The following is a 20,798-nucleotide window of genomic DNA, read 5'->3' on the forward strand; positions in this document are numbered from 1 at the left end:
GTCGTCCCCAGTAGCGTACCGGCTCGCGCCCCCTCCCCGCACCGCGCCGCCGCCGACGCCACGGAAGATGCCAGTCATCATCCCGAACGGTTGCGTGTTCCACCCGCCCAGCCCGCGTCACCCCCACGTCACCCCGCGCGGCCGCCGGAGCGACGTCACGCGCGCCCCGCGCGTCACCGGGGCGTAACAAGCCATCGCTAACGTCGTAACGTTCAGCGTTTGTCCTGTTTGCATGGCCTTTCTCGTTGACGCCCAGGACTCTCCACCCGGCACCCCCGTACCGGTGCCGCATCCGCTCGCACCGCTGACCGCCGCCGAGATCGAGGCCGCCTCGGCCGCCCTCAAGACCGCGAAGGGCCTCGCCGGCACCGCGCGGTTCGTCTATGTCTCGCTCTACGAGCCCGCCAAGCAGGACGTCATCGGCTTCGAGCAGGGCGGTCCCGCCCCGGACCGGCTCGTCAAGGTCGTCATCAGGGAGCGCGCCGAGCACGCCACCCACGAGGGCATCGTCCGTCTGCCAGACGGCGAGGTCATCGAGTTCAGGCACGTCCCTGGCGTGCAGCCGAGTGTCATGCTCGAGGAGTTTCTCGCCGCCGAGGACATCGTCCGCGCGGACCCGCGCTGGCGCGACGCGATGCGCAGGCGCGGCATCACCGACTTCGACCTGTGCATGATCGATCCGTGGTCGACGCCGAACGTCGAGCCCGGTGTCGGCCCGGACGACGGCCGCTTCGTCTCGCCGCTCACCTGGGTGCGCGACGACCCGGAGGACAACGGCTACGCGCACCCGGTCGACGGGGTCGTCGTCAGAGTCGACCTGGACACGAGAACCGTGGTCAGCGTGGAAGACCACGGTGTGCTGCCGCTGCCGACGAAGAAGGCCAACTATTCCGCGGCGAAGATCGCCGACCCGGACAACGTCCCGTATTTCCCCCAAGGGCCACGACAGGACGTCAAGCCGCTCGACATCACCCAGCACGACGGCCCGAGCTTCGCCCTCGACGGCCACCACCTGACCTGGCAGAAGTGGGACCTGCGGATCGGCTTCACCGCGCGGGAGGGCCTGGTCCTGCACCGCATCGGATACGCGGGCCGCAGCATCATCCACCGCGCCAGCCTGAGCGAGATGTTCGTACCGTACGGCGACCCCGGCCCGATGCACTATCGCAAGCTGGTCCTCGACGAGGGCGAGTACGGCATCGGCCTGCTCACCAACTCGCTCGAACTCGGCTGCGACTGCCTCGGCGAGATCGCCTACCTGGACGGCGTGGTCAACGACAACGACGGCACCGCGATGGTCCTGCCCAACGCCATCTGCCTGCACGAAGAGGACCACGGCATCGCCTGGAAGCACACCGACTTCCGCACCGGCTACGTCGAGGTCCGCCGGATGCGGCGGATGGTCATCTCCAGCATCGTCACCGTCGGCAACTACGAGTACGCCTACTACTGGTACCTCTACCAGGACGGCACGATCGAGTACGAGGTCAAGCTGTCCGGCGTGATCTCCAACGGCGTCGTCGCGCCGGGCGAGACCCCCGAGTACGGCGTCCTCGTCGCCCCCGGCGTCTATGGCCCGCACCACCAGCACTTCTTCAACGTCCGCCTGGACATGGCGGTCGACGGCACGGCCAACCGCGTCTACGAGGTCACCCCCACCGCCGACCCGCCGGGCCCGGGCAACCCGGTCGGCAACGCCTGGCGCGCCGCAGAGGTGCTGATCGCCGACGAGACCATGGCTGCCCGCGACGCCGATCCGCTGGCCGGCCGGTACTGGAAGATCGTCAACCACAACGTCACGAACGAACTCGGCCAGCCCGTCGGCTACAAGCTGATGCCGAACCACGTGATCCGCCCGTTCGCCCACCCGGGCTCCGCGGTCGCCAGGCGCGCGCCGTTCATGTTCCACCCGGTCTGGGTCACCGCCTCCGACCGGGACGAACTGTTCGCCACCGGCGACTACCCGAACCAGGCCGAAGGCGGCGACGGCCTGCCCGCGTTCGCCGCCAGGGAGCGCACCCTGACCGACACCGACGTGGTGGTCTGGTTCACCTTCGGCACCAATCACGTCGTCCGCCCCGAGGACTGGCCGGTCATGCCGGTGCACCCGATCGGCTTCAAGCTCGCGCCCGCGGGATTCTTCGTCGGCAACCCGTCCCTGGACAACCCGCAGCCCGGCGGCGCCCATTGCCACCAGTGAGAGGGCACTGTCATCACCGCTGAGGTCAACAGTCAAAACCAATCAACATCAATAAGAGGAACGGGAGCATGGCGACCGCCCAGACCGAGATCAGGCCAGAATCCGGCATTGCATTGCAGAACAGAGTTCTCTCCTTCCCGGAGGTTCTCGCCCAGTCGGTGGCCAACATGGCCCCAAGCGCGGCGATGGCGCTGCTTCCGCTTTTCGTCTTCTTCAGCGCCGGCAACGACGCCTGGCTGTCGTTCGGGATCAGCGTCCTGATCCTGCTAGTCGTCGCGTACTGCGCTGCCCAGTTCGCCACCAGGATCAACTCGGCCGGCTCGTTCTACGTCTGGGTGACCAGGGCGTTGGGCCCAGGCGCGGGAAGCGCCGCGGGCTGGGGACTTGTCCTCGGCTACCTGTTCACCGGGATCGCCTGCGTACTCGGCTTCGAGATCTACGGCGACAATCTCCTGGTCGGGTTCGGCCTGTCACCTGACAACCATGTCGTCCGCGGGCTGCTCTACGTGGTGGGCGGGCTGGCCCCGGCCATCATGGCGGTGTCGGACATCAAGATCTCGCAGCGGGTTGCGTTCATACTCGAGGCCGTCTCGGTGACGATCATCCTGGTCCTGTGCGTCGCCGTCTACGTGCACGCCGGCGGTGTCGTCGACACCCACCAGCTCTCGCTGAAGGGTGCGAAGACCGGCGGCATCGTGGTGGGCATGGTGCTCGCGATCTTCGCCTTCGTCGGCTTCGAGTCGGCCGGCGCGCTCGGCCAGGAGGCGAAGGACCCGGCCCGCTCCGTACCCCGCGCGATCATCTGGTCCTGCGGCATTATCGGCGTGTTCTACCTGATCGTGGTGTATGCGCAGATCTACGGATTCGGCGACGCCGCCTTCGCCAAGGCGAGCGCCCCGCTGCCGCAGCTCGCGTCGGTCGTCGGCCTCGGGGAACTCGGTCACTTCATCGCCATCGGGATTACCTGCTCGATGTTCGCCTGCGCCCTGGCCTGCCTTACTGCGGGCTCGCGGATGCTGCTGTCGCTCGGACACGACGGGCTGCTGCCCAAGCTCTTCACCCATACCTCAAGGCACACCCATGCGCCCGATGTCGCGATCTGGGCGGTGGCGATCCCGATGACGGTCATCCCGGTCGCCTACATCGCGGCGGGCTCTGGCGACGCGGCCCTGAGCAGTGAGGAAGGCACACTCGCGACCTACGGCTTCATGCTCGCCTACGGCCTCGTAGCCATCGCCGCGCCCGTCTACCTGGCCAAGCTCAACGAGGGCAAGGCGCTCGCCTGGATATTCGGCATCCTCGGCGCGGTCACCATGCTGTTCGTCTTCTACGTCAACTGGATACCGACGGCGATACCGAACGACATCTTCCCTGCCCTGGCAGGCACCTACGCCAAGCTGCCGTACGTATTCCTCGTCTGGACCGCTATCGGCCTCGCCTGGTACGTCGTCGTCAAGTTCACCAAGCCCGACATGATCCGCTCAGCCGCCACCTGGGGCGACGCCGTCGATCCCGCCGCCGAAGCGGAAGAAGCGGCCCACCGGGCTGCTTAGTGCGCCCGATGGCAAAAGGCGCCATCGTATCGGGCGCACTAAGCAGCGTTATCTCCCGGGGGGGACGACCCCCCGTCCCCCCGTACCCCCCGGTGCCGCCGGAGCCAGCGGGGAGTGGGGCGGAGCACGCAACCGTTCGGGCTGAATTCTTTGAATGTAGGCAGCGGGCGCCTGGTTCGCGGGGTGACGGTACCCGCGGACCGCCCCAAACCGCATAATGAGCGGCATGTCCGAGGAGAAAGAGCAGTCGCGCGGGATCGCCGGGGTCATCTGGGCGCTTGAGCATGCCCAGGATGTCGTGTCGGTGATGGTGGGGGTGATGCTCGCCATCCTCGCCGCTGTCGTACTGATACTCGGCGTCGTGGAGTTCTTCCGCGACATCCGCCACGGGTCGGTGGAGACCGCGGTGGTCAACCTGCTCAACCGCGTGCTGCTTGTACTGATCCTGGTCGAGATCATGCACACCGTGGTGCTCTCACTGCGCGCACATCACCTGGTCGCGCAGCCGCTGCTCGCGGTCGGCCTGGTCGCCGTGATCAGGAAGATCCTGTTCGTGCTGAGCAGCGAAGAGCCGGTGAGCTCGACCGAGCTCGCGCTGCTCATCGCGATGATCGGCGTCTTCGTCCTGGCGCTGATCCTGGTCTCCCGCTTCGACCCCGCCGAGACGGACAGCGGCGTGTCGGCGGCCGGCCCGGCACCCGCGTTCAACGCGGGATCAGATGACCAGTGATGAGATTGCCCGCGCGGTGGTGAACAGCATCGGGCTGAACTGATCGGTCAGCTCGCTCATCGGCGCGGGCGACCACGGGAAGGCGAGGTTGATGGCGGCGACCACCGCGCCTGACCTGGACCTGATCGGCACCGCGATCGCCCGCAGGCCGCTGTCCATCTCCTCGTCGTTGACGGCTAGCCCGGTGCGGCGCACCTGGGCGAGTTCGGCGAGCAGCGCCGGCCGCTTGGTCAGGGCGCGCGGGCCGCGCGCGATGAGCTCGATCCTGTCGAGCAGGTCGTCCAGGTCGGCCTGAGGCAGGAAGGCGAGCAGGACCTTGCCCGTCGCGCTGCAATAGGACGGTATCCGCGAGCCGATGTGCAGGCTGAACTCAAGGTGGTGATACCGCCCGGGCTTGCCGCGGAAGCGGTCGACCAGGATCACGTCGGTGTCGTCGCGGATGGCCAGGTTCGAGGTATGCCCGGTGTTCTGGGTGAGCCGCTGCAGGTGCGGCGCGGCGATCTCGCGCAACTCGAGCGAGCCGAGCACGGTGAATCCCAGGTCGAGCACACGGATGCCGAGCCGATACTTGCGGGTGGTCTCGTCCTGGGAGAGATACCCGAGCCTGGCGAGCGTCGCCACATAGCGGTGCGTGGTGCTGCGGGTGAGCCCGAGCCGCTGCGCCAGCTCGCTTATCCCGAGCGCTGGCTGATCCGGGGTGAATGTGGTGAGAAGTGCCAAACCGCGTTCAAGGGACTGAGAGGATGCAGCGGAATCGTCATGCGGCATGTTCCGAATATTAGAACGCCGTATTGACATTTGGACAGCGCATCCCAGACTCGGAACATGCTCCTCACGGGCCAGCGGCGCACCTTGCCGTACGAATACCGCTCCCGAGTCCGCTCGCCTGCGGTAGCGGCCAACAGACGCATCCCAATATCCGATCTCATCCCGGCCGGCACCCATTCCCCCCGGGTGCCGGGATGCCTAACCGAGAGGTTCAGATAGTGACAGAAAATGGCGTTTCCCGGCGCAGCTTGTTCCGTGCGGCCGGCGTCGGCGCGGCCGTGGTGGGCGGCGGTGCCCTACTCGAGGCGTGCAGCTCCGGCATCCAGGGCGCCGCGTCTCCCACCACTTCCGCCCCAGCGGCCTCCAGCTCTTCCTCGGCGACCTCAAGCGCGACGAGCAGCAGGACCGCGTCGGGCGGGACGATCACGATCGGCTGGATTCACCCGCTCACCGGCGGTCTCGCGGGCTTCGGCTACCCGGACAACTTCGTGCTCTCCCAGGTCAAGGAGACCTCCCAGTACAAGAACGGGATCAAGATCGGCGGCACGACCTACGACGTCGTCTTCAAGTCCTACGACACCCAGTCGAGCGTGACCCGGGCCGGCAGCCTGGCCAAGCAGGCCATCCAGCAGGACAACGTGGACCTGCTGCTCGCCTCATCGACCCCGGAGACGGTCAACGCGGTCGCGTCCCAGGCTGAGGCCCTCGGCACCCCGCTGATCTGCTCCAACATTCCGTGGGAGGCCTGGTACATCAACCTGGGCGGCAACCCGCAGAAGCCGACGCTCAAGCCCAAGCACACCATCATGTACTTCCTTGGCGCCGAGCACCTGGCGCTGGCGTTCAAGCCCATGTGGGACCGGATCGGCGAGAAGTACGGCAACAACCACCAGGTCGCCGCCGCCTACCCGAACGACTCCGACGGCAACGCGTTCCGCGCGGTCTTCCCTCTGGTGCTCAAGGGCACCGGGTACAACCTGGACATCTCGACCGCCTACCCGGACGGGCTGACCAACTACACCTCGATGATCAGCCAGTTCAAGAGCCACGGCGACGACTTCTTCACCAACGTGCCGCTGCCCCCCGACTTCGCCACCATGTGGACCCAGGCGCTGCAGCAGGGCTTCAAGCCCAAGCTCGCCACCGTCGCCAAGGTGCTGCTGTTCCCGACCGACGCCTACGCCATGGGCAGTAAGGTCTACAACATCGCCACCGACGCGTGGTGGGTGCCCGGTCTGCCGTGGCACTCCTCCCTGACCGGCCAGACCTGCCAGGAGCTCGCCGCTGCGTACACCGCGGCTGGCCTCGGCCAGCCCAACCAGAACATCTCCAACTTCACCCTGTTCGAGATCGCCTACGCGGCCCTCACCTCGGTGGACAACCCGCACGACAAGGCGGCGCTCTCCGCGGCCCTGTTCAAGGTGAAGCTGGACGAGGCGGTCGCCGGCCCGGTCGACTACACCTCGACCAACCTCAAGACCAACCCCGCCCCCGGCGTGGCCATCACCCCGCCGGTCGGCATCCAGTGGCAGAAGGGCAAGAAGTACCCGCTCGAGGCCGTCGTGGTGGACAACACCCTGCAGCCGAACGCGAAGATCACCGGCGACCTGCTGCCCACCTTCACCAGCTAATCCAGCACCGGTTTAGCTAACGAAAACACCCCGGGCCCCCTCGCCTTTCGACAAAGTCGACAATGCGAGCGGCCCGGGGTCTTCTTGTGCTGTCATCCTGCCAAACCCAGGCTTGCGGAGAAATAAAGCGCGCCTGACAATGAGCCTGGCATTTAGCTCGGGAATTCCTTTGGGGAGGGGAATCATGAGGCTTAGCTCAGGCAAGACAGGCAACGGCCTGCATCGGCTCATATCAATAGTTTTCGCGTTCGGGGTCCTCGGCGCAGCCGCCGGCATCGCTGCCGCCGGGCCGGCGCTCGCGGGCGTCCGGCCTGATCCGGTCATCGCGGGCAGTGCGAAACCGGCGCCGCCGAAGACTGTCTACGCCGTCACGTTCGCCGCCAACAGCGTCCTCTACAGCCTCAGTCCGGGGTCGCACAAGGCAAGCCGCAAGGGCCGTACCGGCGTCGAACTCACCGACATCGCGTTCCGCGGCAAGACGCTGTACGCGGTCAGCTTCACCGATCTGTACTGGCTCAACACCAAGACGGGCGCCGGCCACCACGTCGGATCGCTTGGCGGGGGCATCGCCTCCGCCAATGCCCTTACCACCCAGCCGAAGACGAACATCCTTTATGGCACCGACCAGTTCGGTGACGTCTTCAAGATCAATCAGAAAACGGGCCACGCCAAGATCATCGGCACCTTCGGTAACAAGCTGCTTGGCTCGGCGGGAGACCTGACCTTCGCAGGCGGTCATCTCTATGCCCTCGTATTCAAGACCGGTTCGACAAACACTTATCTGGCAACGATCAACCTGCACACCGGCGCCGCGAAGATCGTCGGCAATACCGGCTTCAAGAACGTCTGGGGCCTGGTAACAGGAAGCGGCGCATTGTACGGCGCGACAGACGGCGGCCTTTTCCTGGCCATCTCGCCCGTCACCGGGCACGCCAAGTCAATCTGGAAGGACGGCCTGGCCATCGGCGGCCTGGCGACACCCTAGTCATCAATTATCGTGGGCCATTGGGGATCGTGGACCATCCGCGGCGGATGTAGCCGCATCCGGTCCACGATCACCGAAAACGGCTTCAACTGGCACGGATAAAAGGGGCAAACAGGGATATTATTCCGTGTTTCTCCGGCGATTTCCGCCGATGGCCCACGATCACGGTCCTTGGGACAACACGGCACGTCGGCGCGTGGTGCCGACGTGCCGGTTCACAGTCGGGCTGGCGGGACTCGAACCCGCGACCTCGTGCACCCATAATTGAATCTGGGCCCGAACCGGGCAACCCGCCATTGCGGTCTTCCTCGGCGCCCACGCCTTCGAGGCGAACAGCAAGGAAGCCTACGCCCGGCAGCTGACCTTGCACGTCATCCCCTACGTCGGCAAGCAGCGGGTCTCGGAGATCTCGCGGGAGACGATTCACCGCCTGCTCACAGTTGTGCTGAAGGAGGAGGGCGCCAGCCAGACCACGATCCTGCACACGCGGACGGCCTTGTCGGCGATGCTGCAAATGGCCTGGGACAACGGGTACAGGAAAGACAACCCAGTCCGGGGGATCAAGCTCAAGGGCGTTCCTGTGAAACCGATCGTCGTGGCCACGAAGGATCAGTTCCTCCGTGTCTACAGTGCGCTGCCGAACCGGCCGGCGAAGGTACTTGCCCGCCTCGGAGTTTCGTCTGGGGCGCGGCTGGGCGAGTTGATCTCGTTCGTTCCCGAGGACTTCGACTTCGCCGCAAACATGCTGGCCGTGCGCAGGTCAACGGTCGAGGTGACCGCGCTGTATCACCCCACGGAGACCGTTTCCTCACACGGGAGTACACCAAGAACGGAGAGCACCGCCGGTTCAAGATTGACCACGCGGTGTCGGACTTGGTGCGGGAGCACATCGCGCTTCATGAAAGCGGTCCCGGACAGCGATCTTCCCGGTGCGGCTGTTCGCATCGACCGAGGCCGCCGGCCGAGCACGGCTTACCGAGGAGGAGATCGACGCGCTCGGCTTCACCGATGAACTGCCGAACGGCCGCCGGTACAAGCACGGCACCCTCGGCGGGTAAGTGACCGCCAAGTGCCGTTGTGCGGGGTGTTCGCAGTGGAGTGCAGACTACGCACGTGAGCGCAAGCGCCGCCGGACCGGCCGGTCGGCGCGGGAATGGACGCCCGCCTGGCGAAATGACCCGACGGAGTACCTGGGGGCGGATGTTTGGCGGCGGATCTGGAACAAGGCCGTGGACGACGCCGGGCTCCCGTTCCGCTACACGCCATATCAGGTGCGCCACACGCACGCGTCATGGCTGATCGACCAAGGTGTCGACCTCGCCCGGGTGCAGTACAGGCTTGGCCACGGCGACCTTCAGGCCACGACGCGGTACGTCAAGATCCTCCACGAGGAAGACCCAGGGCGGCAGACGTCATGTCGGCGACACTCGCAGATGTTGCCTAGACTCGGGAAGTCGGCTGCCGGGGATGCCGCATGTGGTATCCCGGGGACGCTAGACTCTCGAAGGCACGGGCTGTAGCGCAGTTTGGCTAGCGCGCCGCGTTTGGGTCGCGGAGGTCGCCGGTTCGAATCCGGCCAGCCCGACTAACGTTGTCATATGGGACGTGTCCTGGGGTGCTTCCCTTGGCCCAGCGGATCGCGAACCCGGCCGCCTCCTGGTCTTCGCGGTATCCCAGTCCTTCCCGGAACAGGGGCGAGGTGAAGTGCATCTCGACTTCCCTCTCGCTGTCTGCCGGGACCGATGCCATGTGCGCGAACCATTCCGCTATCGGCGCCGGGTCAGCACCCGATAGCTCGTCGCGGCCCGGCAACGGCAACTTACCGGTTTGCAGTTGCTTACCTGTTCGCAGTTGCCCGGTCAGGATCCGCTCTCTCCAGTCCCGACTCTGCAGAGCGCATTTCGAACGCCAGCACGATGTCGAAGACCCCTCGGAACAGCGCCAGCAGGCCAGCCCAGATGATCAGGAACACCGCCTGCGCGCGGTACGACTGTGCCGAGACCCAGAAGCCGATGAAGACTTCCGCGAGTCCGCCGATGACGCCGAACCACCACGCGTCGTTCAAACCCTTGCTGTAGATCGCCGTAATGATGTGCATGGTGCCGACCACGACGAGCATGAAGCCCACGACAGACGCGAGCGCCCAGAACGCCCCGTAGGGCGTCACGAACGACCAGATCGCGGCGCCGATAAACAGAATGCCGAGCAGGACGTGCGCCCAGCCCCAGTTGGGCCGGACGGTAGCGATCACGAACTCCTCCACTGCGGAGAGCAGGAACAGTGCCCCAAGCAGCAGGCCGATCGTCGCGACCGAGGCGATATTGAAGCGCAGGATGACGACCGAGACGATGACCCAGGCGATCCCTGCGAGCAGGTACGCCCACCATGGTCCGGTCAGGCTCCTGGCCAGCTGCTTCGGCCCGGACTCCATCCTGGAGCTGCTTCTAACGCTCATTTCGTCCCCCCTCTGGTCCCCGTGGATAACGGTCGGCAGAAGTCACGCCCGCCTCTTCTCTCCCAGTCGGCAATACCCATCAGTGCGAGACCGGACGCGTCTGCTGCCGGTTTGATGTGCAGACGAACGCCGCCATTCTGCCCCGTAGCGGTGACGGAACATCACGTATGCGGCCCGGCAAGGACCGGCAGCCAGTGGGAGGCCAGCCGGTATACCAGGGTGGCTCCGAAGGCCGAACTGCTGGGCACGCCTTGCGATCCTGGTAAGGCTCAGTGGCCTGGTCGGGACCACCGCCCTGGTTCTGGTGCCGATCGTGGCCAGACGGGCCGTCATTGCCGGTCTGATGGAGGAGTCAACCGCGTTCGGGGCAGCGGTTCGGCCGGTCACCGGGCACCATTCATCTGACGGCCTGGTCTTGGACGCGTTCGGAGGGTGCTGTTGGCCTGGTCTGCGGGGTCCGTGCGTGCAGGGCACCGAGCATCGCATCCGGAACGGCTTGCATTCGTGCCCGAGCGGATGGCGGTCTCCGCACGTCGGGCGACCAGCACAGCTCGGCGGCGTAGCCGGAATGGTGGCCGGCGCGGGGAGCGGCGGCGGCTACCCCGCCGCCGCTTTCGGCTGCTGGTGCACCGCGTCAAGTGCAGGGCCGGCGGACGGTTGCACGAATAGCGGCTGGAGGCCGAACGCGCTGACCGACACCAGTCTGCACCAGACGCCACCGTCTCAGCGCATCCCGGCATTTCTAACAAGGAGCCTAACGCGCCGTTAGGTTTCCGCACTCGCGTACGTCGAACGCATACGTCAGCGCAACGACTCATGGAAGATTTGACAAAATGCCCCGGAGCACCCAAAGCACGCGCGCTAGCCAAGCTGCGCTACAGCCCGTTCACCTCCGCGAGCGTATCGTGCCGGACGCCCTGTCCGGCGTGCCCTCAAGAGGCGAGCACGCCGGCCAAGTTCTCAGGCTGGAGCGGGCGCGGGTGCGGGCGCGCCGCCGGGCACCGGCCGCCCCTGGCCGCCGCCGCCGGGCCCGTCCGCAGTCTTGATCAGCACAGACAGCACCGAACGAACCCCTGATGTCACCGCGTCAAGCTCGGGATCAGACGGCAGCGTGCCGGGCACCCGCGGCGGCATCTCCGTCTCGATCGCGTCCGCCACCGAGCGCAGCGCGCCGGTCAGCTGGTGCACCGAGGCGGGGTTCGGCACCGGCTCGCCCCGCCCGATCGCCACCATGCACGCCGTCACCGCGTCCATCAGTTCCTCGAGCGCCACCACGGCCGGCCACCAGGCGGACGCACGGCGGCTGACCGGCGTCGGCTCGGACATCATCCGCTGGAATTCCGCCCGCAGGTTCGACAGCGCCCGGTAGGTACGCCGCCGCAGCCGCGACCGCCACGGCGGCTCCTCGCCAGGCATTCGCCCCGGCGCCCGCGCCGTGCCCGTGTTCGCGATCCGCTCGGCAGGCGTGGTGATCAGCACCTGGTCCGCGTACGCGCACACCGCGCGCAGCGCCTCGGCGAACTGCGTGGGCAGGTGCGCCTGCCAGGCCGACGGCCACGGCGCGTACCCGACGATCAGCACCACGGCGCAGGCGATCGCGGTGTCCACCAGCCGGTCGAGCGCCAGGCGCCATCCGGCCACCGCGAGCAGGTCGATGAGCAGCACGACAAACGGCGTGAGGAACGTGGCCGCAAGCCCGAAGTTCCGTGCCTTCCCGTACGGCAGCAGCGCGGCGAGCACACCGAACGGCAGCAGCAGCCACGGCCCGTACGGCACGGTGATGAGGATCACCGCGCCGAGCACAGCCCCGACCACGGTCCCCGCGCCGCGCTGCACCGCCCGCGCGAACACCGAACCGTAGTCGGGCTTGAGGATGATCCCCACGGTCAGTACCACCCAGTACGACCGCGCGAGCGGCAGCACCTCGCTGATCACCGCCGCGACCCCGGTGCAGAGCATCAGCCGGACGGTGAACTCCCAGGCGATCCGCCCGCCGATCAACTGCTCGACGAACCGCTCGGACCACCTGCGCAGCCGCGTCCGCGGTCCGGGGCGTTCGCTGCTCGCGCGCGGCGCGGCGGATGGCGTCCAGTTTCCCGACAGCACCCGGACCAGCACGACCATCGCCTCGCGGAGCGCGAGCGCGCCGGGCGACGGCGACCAGGGCGGCGGGATGAGCGGCAGCGGCGGCGTGCCGCCCGCCCTCCGGGCTCGCCGTGAGCCCAACCCGACCATGCCGGAGCCTGGCCCGCGCTCGTGCAGGATGGCCTCGGCGAACTTGTCGATCTCCGCGGTGACGAGCGGCGGCACCCGCTCTCCGGTGGCCCGCAGCGCCGCGACGGCCTCGGAGAACGGGTGGCTCGCGTTGAGCACGGCCATCAGCTGCATGTCCCGTCCGGAACGTCCGCTCGAGTGTGCCCGCCAGGTCAGCATCGCGTCGTAGGCGTCGTTCAGCGCGGTGGCGAGCGCGACCCGGGCCGCGGCCGTACCCGGCGTGCCGATCACCCGCAGGCTGCCCGCGAGCGCGCGGTAGACCTCGGCCACCGCCTTCCGCTCGTGCGACCGCGGCGAGATCAGGTATCCCGGGGTGATCAGCACCAGCGACCACACAACACCCGCGAGAAACAGCACCACGGTGTGCCACACCGGCCGGAGCAGTCCCAGCGGCCCGAGCCCGAGCGCGCTGTAGACGAAAAGCTGCAGTCCGGTCACGGAACCGATCCCGCCGAGGCGCGCCAGGAGGGCCGACACCCCCGCCACCACGACGATGCTGGCCACCGCGGGCCAGCCCGTGCCGTGGATGACAGTCCCGATGACCAGGCCGAGACCGCCGCCGAACACCCCGGCGACGCTGATCCGCACCACCCGCCCCCAGAAGGGACCCCCGTTGTCGATCATGATTGACAACAGCGCGCCCATGGCGGGCAGCATCGCCAGGTCTCGCCGCCCGGTCGCGAACGCGATCGCCATCGGCACCCACAGCGCGAGCACCGCGCGCCCCATCGTCGCCCACGGCATCGGCACCTTCTTCGGCCGCACCACCTCGGCGAGCCAGGCGGGCACCACGTCGTTAAGCCAGTCGGGCACGGTCAGCCGGGCGCCGCCGGCCTGCTGCGACCCGTTCACGCTCCGCACAAGATCAAAGGCTAGAGACAAAAACCTAAGACCCATAACTCCGAACGGTGGAGTGCTCCGCCCGCACCGCCCGCCGCGGCCTGCACGGCACGGCCTGCACGGCACGCACCTCCTTGACCGAACGGAACCGCCCAGGCGTCGGCCGCACGGTCGCCGCCGAGGTCCTGAAGATCGCCGGCCTCGACTGGAAACTCCCCACCCCCGGCTAACCGGCCGGCTTACAGAATGTCTCGTTTTGCACCGCAAAGACCCGAAGTGGTGGCCCTGTGCTGTAGAAAGAGGGCCATGTTGAAGATTCTGCTCCGGGTCCTCGTGGCCGCCGCCGCCCTGGGCGTCGCCGCGTGGCTTGTCCCCGGCATCGTGCTCACCGGGCACGACACCCCGGCGAAGGTGCTCACGCTGTTGATCGTCGCGGTCATCTTCGGCGTGATCAACGCCGTGCTCAAGCCGATCATCAAGACCGTCGGGTGCGCGTTCTACCTGCTCACCCTCGGCCTCGTCGCCATCGTGGTGAACGGCCTGCTGCTCTGGCTGACCAGCTACATCGTCTACAACAAGCTGCACGAGCCGTTCCACGTCACCGGCTTCGTCGCCGCCCTTGAGGGCGCCCTCATCGTCGGCGTGGTGAGCTGGCTCCTGCACCTGATCCTGGGCGACGAAAAGGACTGAATTACCCGCGGGGGGACGACCCCCCTGCACCCCGCGCATGCAGCGCGGCATGGCCGCAGGAGCTGCCCAGACCGCAGCGCCTGCGGCCATGCCGCGCTGCTAAGGTCATAGACTTACCCCTACACTCTTGCTGCGCTGTGTGTACGCGCAGTCAATTCGTCCACGTCTATGGAGTCACGCCGCCGTGAAGACCGATGTCGAAGAGCTGAGCCCGACCCGTGTCCGGCTGAGCGTCGAGGTTTCCTTCGAGGAGCTCAAGCCTAGCCTCGACAAGGCTTACAAAGAGGTGGCGCAGCAGGCGCGCATCCCCGGGTTCCGTCCGGGCAAGGTTCCGCCGCGCGTCATCGACATGCGGATCGGCCGCGGCGCGGTGCTGACCGAGGCGGTGAACGACGCGCTGCCCGAGTTCTACAGCAAGGCGGTGCAGGAGGCCGAGGTGTTCGCCCTTGGCCAGCCGGACGTGGAGATCACGCAGCTCGACGACGGCAAGGAGCTCACGTTCACCGCCGAGGTCGAGATCCGGCCCAAGTTCGAGATCCCCGACCTGACCACGCTCAGCGTGACCGTGGACAACGCCGAGGTCACCGACGAGGACGTCGACGAGTACCTGAACAACCTCCGCGAGCGGTTCGCGAGCCTGAAGACCGCGCAGCGCCCGGCGGAGGACGGTGACTTCATCACCATCGACCTGGCCGCGAGCATCGACGGCGAGCCCGTCGAGGACGCCCAGGCGAGCAGCCAGTCCTACCAGATCGGCAGCGGCACGATGCTCGACGGCCTCGACGAGGCCCTCACCGGCCTGTCGGCCGGCGAGTCGGCGACGTTCAAGAGCGAGCTGGCCGGCGGCGAGGCGGAGGGCCAGGAGGCGGACATCGCGGTCACCGTGACGGCCGTCAAGGTGAAGGAACTCCCCGAGCTCGACGACGACTTCGCCCAGCTCGCCAGCGAGTTCGACACCCTGCAGGAGCTGCGTGACGACACCGCCAAGCAGCTCGCCCGGGTCAAGAAGCTGCAGCAGACGTCGCAGGCCAGGGACAAGGCCGTGGACGCGTTGGTGGACGCCATCGAGATCCCGCTGCCGGAGAAGTTCGTCGAGCACGAGCTGCACCACGCGCGCGAGAACATCGAGAACCAGCTCGCCCAGATGCGCATGTCCAAGGAGGACTACCTCGCCTCGATCGAGAAGACCGAGGAGGAGTTCGACACCGACCTCGACGACCAGTCGAAGCGCAGCGTCAAGGTCAGCTTCGTACTCGACGAGCTTGCCCGCACCGAGAACCTGACGGTCAACCAGGCCGAGCTGTCCTACTTCGTCGCCGACCAGGCGCAGCGGATGGGCATCAGCCCGGACTACTTCGCCCAGCAGCTGGTGCAGAGCAACCAGGTCAACGTCGCGGTCACCGAGGTGCTGCGCGGCAAGGCCGCCACCATCGTCGCCGAGCGGGTCGCGGTGAGCGATGAGGCGGGCAACGCGATCGACGTCAAGGCGCAGATGGAGGAGCTCAACTCCGACGTCGACGCGATGCTCGCGGCCGAGGCCGCCGCACAGGCGGGCGGCGAGGGCGACATCGCGGTCGACGACCTGTCGATCGACGTGGCGGCCACCATCGAGGCCACGGACGCGGACGAGGCCGACGCGGAGGCCTAACCCGGATAAAGCCATGGCGCGCGGTCAGGGCCCGTTTGAACGGGCCCTGACCGCGCGCGTATTTTATGGCAATTGTCCGGTTTGTTTGCCGCGGTGTAACAAGGGAGCCGCAACGGGGTGCGCCGAAAGCGAACAGTGGCTTCCGCAGGGCATGGTTACTCCGCACTGGCGTTAATGTCCATTGCAACGACACCCGAAGTGATCGGAGCAGGTGACCACGTGACACAGCTCGATGCCAGGACGGCGACTCCCGACGCCCCGGTTATCCCAGGAGACCTGCTGTTCCAGCGGCTGCTGCGGAACCGCATTATCTTCCTCGGCCAGCAGGTCGACGATGACATCGCGAACCGGATCGCCGCCGAGATGCTGCTGCTCTCCGCCGAGGACCCGCAGCGCGACATCAACGTCTACATCAACTCCCCCGGCGGCTCGGTCTACGCGGGCCTGGCGATCTACGACGTGATGCAGTTCGTGCCCAACGACGTGGCCACGTACGCGATGGGCATGGCCGCGAGCATGGGGCAGTTCCTGCTTACGGCCGGCACCCCGGGCAAGCGTTACGCGATGCCGAACTCCACGATCCTGATGCACCAGCCGTCCGGCGGTATCGGCGGCACCGCCACTGATATCAAGATCCAGGCCGAGCAGATGCGCTACGTGAAGAAGACGCTGTCCGAACTGACGGCGCGGCACACTGGCCAGTCCCTGGAGAAGATCCTCAAGGACGCCGACCGCGACCACTGGTACACCGCGCAGGAGGCCAAGGCGTACGGCTTCGTGGACCATGTGGTCAGCAGCGCCCAGGAAACCGCAGCCGGCACGGTCGCCTCCTGACGGCGGCCAGGCCGCGCCAACTCCGCAGACCCAACTCCGCAGAGAGGGAGAAGCCGAACGTGACCCAGTACCCATCGTCCAGGTACGTGCTGCCGTCCTTCGTTGAGCGTACGTCGTACGGGGTCAAGGAGATGAACCCGTACAACAAGCTCTTCGAGGAGCGCATCATCTTCCTGGGCGTCCAGATCGACGACGCAAGCGCCAACGACGTCATGGCCCAGCTGCTCACGCTTGAGGCCATCGACCCGGACCGCGAGATCACGATGTACATCAACTCGCCCGGCGGGTCGATGACCTCGATGATGGCGATCTATGACACCATGCAGTTCATCCAGCCGGAGATCACCACCTGCTGCATCGGCCAGGCGGCCAGTGCGGCGGCGGTGCTGCTCGCGGCGGGCACGAAGGGCAAGCGGATCGCCCTGCCGAACTCCCGAATCCTGATCCACCAGCCGGCCACCGAGGGCGGCTACGGCCAGGCGAGCGACATGGAGATCCAGGCCGACGAGATCGACCGGATGCGCAAGGCGATGGAGACCATCCTGGCCAGGCACACGGGCAGGCCCGAAGAGGAGATCGAGCGCGACATCGAGCGCGACAAGTTCCTGAGCGCGGCCGCGGCCAAGGATTACGGCCTCATCGACGAGGTGCTGACGGCTCTCAAGCGGGGGCAGACCGCCGCCGTGCCGGTAGCCTCTTAAAGCGGGAAGGGCCAGCCTCTTCCCTCTTGGGCCGCCTAGGGGGTTTGATTGGTCCATCGGACTCCACAAGGCGGTACCGTCAAATAGCAAGCGGTTGACGGCATGGCGGGACATGCCCGCCACGCCGGGCCGATTTTACGGCCCGGCGCTGGCGGCCCCATGTAAAGGAGAAACTGGGTGGCACGCATCGGTGACGGTGGCGACCTGCTGAAGTGCTCGTTCTGCGGAAAGAGCCAGAAGCAGGTGAAGAAGCTCATCGCCGGCCCAGGCGTGTACATCTGCGACGAGTGCATCGATCTCTGCAACGAGATCATCGAGGAAGAGCTCTCCGAGCCCGATGGCATCAAGTGGGACAGCCTGCCGAAGCCGCGGGAGATCTACGAGTTCCTCGACGCCTATGTCATCGGCCAGGACAAGGCCAAGAAGGCTCTCTCCGTCGCGGTGTACAACCACTACAAGCGCATCCAGAGCGGTGACCGCCCGGGCGAGGACGCGGTGGAGTTGGCGAAGTCCAACATCCTGCTGCTCGGCCCGACCGGGTCAGGCAAGACCCTGCTTGCCCAGACCCTGGCCCGCCTGCTGAACGTGCCGTTCGCGATCGCCGACGCGACCGCCCTCACCGAGGCCGGGTACGTCGGCGAGGATGTCGAGAACATCCTGCTCAAGCTGATCCAGGCCGCGGACTACGACGTCAAGAAGGCCGAGACGGGGATCATCTACATCGACGAGATCGACAAGATCGCCCGCAAATCGGAGAACCCGTCGATCACCAGGGACGTGTCAGGCGAGGGCGTGCAGCAGGCGCTGCTGAAGATCCTCGAGGGCACCACCGCCAGCGTCCCGCCGCAGGGCGGCCGCAAGCACCCGCATCAGGAGTTCATCCAGATCGACACCACAAACGTGCTGTTCATCTGCGGCGGCGCCTTCGCGGGCCTGGAGAAGATCATCGAGCAGCGCTCGGGCTCCAACGGCATCGGCTTCAACTCGGTGCTGCGGGTCCGCTCCAAGAACATCACCGAGGACGCCTTCGCCGAGGTAATGCCGGAGGACCTGCTGAAGTTCGGCATGATCCCCGAGTTCGTCGGCCGGCTGCCGGTCATCACCAGCGTGCACAACCTGGACCGCGAGGCGCTCATCCAGATCCTCACCGAGCCGCGCAACGCCCTGGTCAAGCAGTACATGCGGCTCTTCGAGCTGGACGGCGTTGACCTCGAGTTCACGCCCGAGGCCCTGGAGGCCGTGGCGGACCAGGCGAACCTGCGCGGCACCGGCGCGCGGGGCCTGCGGGCGATCTTGGAAGAGGTCCTCCTCAGCGTGATGTACGAGGTGCCGAGCCGCAAGGACGTCGAGCGCGTGGTCATCACGCGCGAGGTGGTGCTCGAGAACGTCAACCCGACCCTCGTCCCGCGCGACGTCTCCCGCCGCACGCCGAGGGAAAAGTCCGCCTGATCACGCAAGGCCACTACTAGTGCCGACTTTGCCAGTATTGCCGTATCCGCCAGTCGTGCCCGGATAACCTCAGGGGGTTGGTTCCGGGACGACGGCGGGAATGAGCAACGATGAGCGGCTGGGATATGTCCTCCACGCCCACCTGGGGTCCGAATGACGGCCCCGAAGAAAACACCCAGTCTTTCCCGGTCCCGGGGACAGGTGGCAGAGATCCCGGCCAGGATTTCGACGCGCAGGATGCCGGGCCAAGCGGCTACCCCCGGCGCACGCCCGGCCAGAGCATGCGCGACCTGCCGCGGCGCGAGTCACGCGGCAGGCATTCCGCCGCGACCGCTTCCTACGGTTCCGACAGCAATTTCGGCGCGGACAACGGATTCGGTCAGGACCGCGACCGTGACCCCGGGCTTGGCCAGGACTACGGTCAGGACAGCAGCTTCGGTCAGGACCCGGGCTTCGGCCAGGACAGCAGCTTCGGCAAGGACGCGAGCTTCGGCCAGGACCCGGGCTTCGGCCTGGACAACAGCTTCGGCAAGGACGCGGGCTTCGGCCAGGACAGCGGGTTCGGCCAGGACCGCGGCGCGGCGTCCGCGCCAGGCAGGACCCCTGACTGGGGCTCTGCGGTGCCCGAGTCCGGCGGAGACGGCGGCTGGGGCCGCACCGCCGGACGGTCCGTCCCGCCGTGGGAGGAGCGCCCCGAGCAGGAATTCGGCCTCCCCGACCGGCAGGAGCCACCGCGGCGGGAGCCGGGTCGCTCCGGTTTCCGTGGCCAGGACGACTTCCCCGGGCGGCAGGACTTCCCCGGCCAGCAGGAGCCCGGCTTGCCCGGCCGCGACTCCGGCCCCAGGATGGACCCGGCCCTGCAGGACTTCTTCGCACCGCAGGCGGGCCGCGAAACTGGCCGGCCGGATTCAGGTCGGCCCGACGTCGGCCGCTTCGAGAGCAGGCCAGATCAGCCCGCTTCCGGCCCGTCCCGCCCCGGCCCGTCCGGTCCATCAGGCCCCGTCCGTCCCGGCGGTCAGCCCGACCTCGGTCAGCCCGAGTTCGGTCAGCCCGAGTTCGGCCATCCCGAGTTCGGCCAGCGCAGGGCCGCACCGAACCCCTACGCCGAGCTTGACCCGTCGCGCATCGGCCAGCCGAGCAGCCCGCGGTACCGGCAGACCGACGGCTTGGGCGTGGCCGACGGCCGCCCCGGGCCCTCGCGCAGCGGGAGCGGCGGGAGCAACGGCAATGACACCGGCCCGCGCCCGGTGCCGGGCGGCGCCCGCCATCAGCAGGGCGGCGGCCTCAGCGGTGCCACCGTCACGATCGGCCTCGCGGTGATCGTGATCGCTGTGGTCGTGGTCGGCGGGTATCTGCTGCTGCACCACGGCGGCTCGAACAAGCCGGCGGCGAGCGCCTCGACCGGCACGCAGACGACGCACGCCGCCAAGCCCAAGAAGTCGCCAGCCGCGACAAGCAAGGCCACGTCGAAGACCAAGGGCGGCGGAACGGGGGCGGCAGGCGCCTTCGTGCTGTCCACCCCGGCCACCGCGGGCGGCTACCCGCAGGGCACCGACCCGCACTTCCTTGAGACCGCCACCGTGACCGCCAAGTCCATCGCCAACGCGGTGAGCAGCGGCGGCGCCGGCACGACGAAGGGCAGCCCGGTCTCCGCGGCCTACAAGCTGCCGACCAACGGCCAGGTCCTCACCTTCGTCGGCTATCAGGGCACGTTCACCCCGTCCAAGGTCGCGACCATCCTCGCCTCGCTCGGCTCGGACGCGGCCACCTACCCGACCGGGCCGAACGGCGGCTCCTTCGGCTGCGGCAACACCCAGGCCACTGCCTCGACGCCGAGCGGCGCGGTCTGCGTGTGGGCCACCGGGAGCACCCTGGGCATCACCGAGTTCTTCAGCTCCACCGGCCCGGAGGCGCTGACCGCCAGCCAGTCGAAGGGCGCTGCCGACGCGCTCAAGCTCCGCGGCGGCGTGGAAGCCAAGAAGAAGTCCTGACACTCCCCGACGGTGCGCGGCGGGGCCGCAGAATTCGTAGACTGACTTG

Annotated in this window: 17 protein-coding genes and 1 tRNA gene; 15 read left to right on the plus strand and 3 right to left on the minus strand. The window is 67.4% G+C overall.

Going from position 1 to position 20,798, the window contains the following annotated elements; translation table 11 throughout:
• Nucleotides 1–232: 232 nt before the first annotated feature.
• From EAS64_RS20130 to EAS64_RS20140, 3 genes are all read left to right on the plus strand, one after another.
• On the plus strand, nucleotides 233–2,200 hold the full coding sequence (locus tag EAS64_RS20130) for a primary-amine oxidase (RefSeq protein WP_145854968.1): 1,968 nt from the start codon (nucleotides 233–235) through the stop codon (nucleotides 2,198–2,200).
• Between the two features lie 68 nt (nucleotides 2,201–2,268).
• Nucleotides 2,269–3,753, plus strand: a complete 1,485-nt coding sequence (locus tag EAS64_RS20135) for an APC family permease (protein ID WP_145854970.1) — start codon at nucleotides 2,269–2,271, stop codon at nucleotides 3,751–3,753.
• 226 nt (nucleotides 3,754–3,979) lie between these two features.
• On the plus strand, nucleotides 3,980–4,483 hold the full coding sequence (locus EAS64_RS20140; protein WP_187366049.1) for a phosphate-starvation-inducible PsiE family protein: 504 nt from the start codon (nucleotides 3,980–3,982) through the stop codon (nucleotides 4,481–4,483).
• Here the strand turns inward: EAS64_RS20140 and EAS64_RS20145 are convergent.
• Complete coding sequence (locus EAS64_RS20145) at nucleotides 4,469–5,428, minus strand: IclR family transcriptional regulator (RefSeq protein ID WP_145854973.1); 960 nt, start codon at nucleotides 5,426–5,428, stop codon at nucleotides 4,469–4,471. The genes EAS64_RS20140 and EAS64_RS20145 overlap by 15 nt on opposite strands.
• Before the next feature lie 41 nt (nucleotides 5,429–5,469).
• Here EAS64_RS20145 and EAS64_RS20150 point away from each other — a divergent pair, with 41 nt between their 5' ends.
• The 5 genes from EAS64_RS20150 to EAS64_RS20165 all read left to right on the plus strand — a co-directional run bounded on the left by EAS64_RS20150 (nucleotide 5,470) and on the right by EAS64_RS20165 (nucleotide 9,452).
• On the plus strand, nucleotides 5,470–6,882 hold the full coding sequence (locus tag EAS64_RS20150) for an ABC transporter substrate-binding protein (RefSeq protein WP_187366051.1): 1,413 nt from the start codon (nucleotides 5,470–5,472) through the stop codon (nucleotides 6,880–6,882).
• Between the two features lie 184 nt (nucleotides 6,883–7,066).
• Complete coding sequence (locus tag EAS64_RS20155; protein WP_145854977.1) at nucleotides 7,067–7,867, plus strand: hypothetical protein; 801 nt, start codon at nucleotides 7,067–7,069, stop codon at nucleotides 7,865–7,867.
• 929 nt (nucleotides 7,868–8,796) lie between these two features.
• Nucleotides 8,797–8,925: a hypothetical protein gene (locus EAS64_RS46785; protein ID WP_281283290.1), complete on the plus strand. Its 129-nt coding sequence runs from the start codon at nucleotides 8,797–8,799 to the stop codon at nucleotides 8,923–8,925.
• Nucleotides 8,926–9,387, plus strand: coding sequence for a tyrosine-type recombinase/integrase (locus EAS64_RS47515; RefSeq protein WP_145854979.1), 462 nt, complete (start codon nucleotides 8,926–8,928; stop codon nucleotides 9,385–9,387).
• Nucleotides 9,378–9,452 (plus strand) — tRNA-Pro (locus EAS64_RS20165). The genes EAS64_RS47515 and EAS64_RS20165 overlap by 10 nt, the downstream gene beginning before the upstream one ends.
• Nucleotides 9,453–9,704: 252 nt before the next feature.
• Here the strand turns inward: EAS64_RS20165 and EAS64_RS20170 are convergent.
• Together EAS64_RS20170 and EAS64_RS20175 are read right to left on the minus strand one after the other, a co-directional pair.
• Nucleotides 9,705–10,322 carry an HdeD family acid-resistance protein gene (locus tag EAS64_RS20170; RefSeq protein ID WP_145854981.1) on the minus strand — a complete coding sequence of 206 codons (618 nt, stop codon included), beginning with the start codon at nucleotides 10,320–10,322 and terminating at the stop codon, nucleotides 9,705–9,707.
• A gap of 960 nt (nucleotides 10,323–11,282) precedes the next feature.
• Nucleotides 11,283–13,457, minus strand: a complete 2,175-nt coding sequence (locus EAS64_RS20175) for an FUSC family protein (protein ID WP_145854983.1) — start codon at nucleotides 13,455–13,457, stop codon at nucleotides 11,283–11,285.
• A 47-nt stretch (nucleotides 13,458–13,504) separates the two neighbouring features.
• On the opposite strand from EAS64_RS20175, the gene EAS64_RS43675 reads away from it, so the two are divergent.
• The 7 genes from EAS64_RS43675 (at nucleotide 13,505) to EAS64_RS20205 (ending at nucleotide 20,749) form a co-directional block, all read left to right on the plus strand.
• The gene (locus tag EAS64_RS43675; RefSeq protein WP_187366054.1) at nucleotides 13,505–13,666 is read left to right on the plus strand and encodes a hypothetical protein; all 162 of its coding nucleotides are present in this window, start codon (nucleotides 13,505–13,507) and stop codon (nucleotides 13,664–13,666) included.
• A 76-nt stretch (nucleotides 13,667–13,742) separates the two neighbouring features.
• Nucleotides 13,743–14,126 carry a phage holin family protein gene (locus EAS64_RS20180; RefSeq protein WP_342782059.1) on the plus strand — a complete coding sequence of 128 codons (384 nt, stop codon included), beginning with the start codon at nucleotides 13,743–13,745 and terminating at the stop codon, nucleotides 14,124–14,126.
• 184 nt (nucleotides 14,127–14,310) lie between these two features.
• Nucleotides 14,311–15,774, plus strand: a complete 1,464-nt coding sequence (gene tig / locus EAS64_RS20185) for a trigger factor (protein ID WP_145854985.1) — start codon at nucleotides 14,311–14,313, stop codon at nucleotides 15,772–15,774.
• Between the two features lie 219 nt (nucleotides 15,775–15,993).
• On the plus strand, nucleotides 15,994–16,608 hold the full coding sequence (locus EAS64_RS20190; RefSeq protein ID WP_439333611.1) for a ClpP family protease: 615 nt from the start codon (nucleotides 15,994–15,996) through the stop codon (nucleotides 16,606–16,608).
• A 59-nt stretch (nucleotides 16,609–16,667) separates the two neighbouring features.
• A complete protein-coding gene (locus EAS64_RS20195) occupies nucleotides 16,668–17,309 on the plus strand; it encodes an ATP-dependent Clp protease proteolytic subunit (RefSeq protein ID WP_145854989.1) in 642 nt (213 codons plus the stop codon).
• 177 nt (nucleotides 17,310–17,486) lie between these two features.
• Nucleotides 17,487–18,758, plus strand: a complete 1,272-nt coding sequence (gene clpX / locus EAS64_RS20200) for an ATP-dependent Clp protease ATP-binding subunit ClpX (RefSeq protein ID WP_145854991.1) — start codon at nucleotides 17,487–17,489, stop codon at nucleotides 18,756–18,758.
• 110 nt (nucleotides 18,759–18,868) lie between these two features.
• Nucleotides 18,869–20,749: a hypothetical protein gene (locus tag EAS64_RS20205; protein WP_145854993.1), complete on the plus strand. Its 1,881-nt coding sequence runs from the start codon at nucleotides 18,869–18,871 to the stop codon at nucleotides 20,747–20,749.
• Nucleotides 20,750–20,798: the final 49 nt, after the last annotated feature.

It is taken from the genome of Trebonia kvetii, from assembly GCF_007827045.1.
In the GTDB taxonomy this organism is placed as follows: domain Bacteria; phylum Actinomycetota; class Actinomycetes; order Streptosporangiales; family Streptosporangiaceae; genus Trebonia; species Trebonia kvetii.

What these genes read in the sequence shown, in the direction of transcription:
- EAS64_RS20140 (WP_187366049.1), top strand. Translation starts at nt 3,980, where the DNA reads ATGTCCGAGGAGAAAGAGCAGTCGCGCGGGATCGCCGGGGTCATCTGG.
- EAS64_RS20155 (WP_145854977.1), top strand. Translation starts at nt 7,067, where the DNA reads ATGAGGCTTAGCTCAGGCAAGACAGGCAACGGCCTGCATCGGCTCATA.
- EAS64_RS20180 (WP_342782059.1), top strand. Translation starts at nt 13,743, where the DNA reads ATGTTGAAGATTCTGCTCCGGGTCCTCGTGGCCGCCGCCGCCCTGGGC.
- EAS64_RS20205 (WP_145854993.1), top strand. Translation starts at nt 18,869, where the DNA reads ATGAGCGGCTGGGATATGTCCTCCACGCCCACCTGGGGTCCGAATGAC.
- EAS64_RS20145 (WP_145854973.1), bottom strand. Translation starts at nt 5,428, where the DNA reads ATGGGTGCCGGCCGGGATGAGATCGGATATTGGGATGCGTCTGTTGGC.
- EAS64_RS20170 (WP_145854981.1), bottom strand. Translation starts at nt 10,322, where the DNA reads ATGAGCGTTAGAAGCAGCTCCAGGATGGAGTCCGGGCCGAAGCAGCTG.
- EAS64_RS20135 (WP_145854970.1), top strand. Translation starts at nt 2,269, where the DNA reads ATGGCGACCGCCCAGACCGAGATCAGGCCAGAATCCGGCATTGCATTG.
- EAS64_RS20130 (WP_145854968.1), top strand. Translation starts at nt 233, where the DNA reads ATGGCCTTTCTCGTTGACGCCCAGGACTCTCCACCCGGCACCCCCGTA.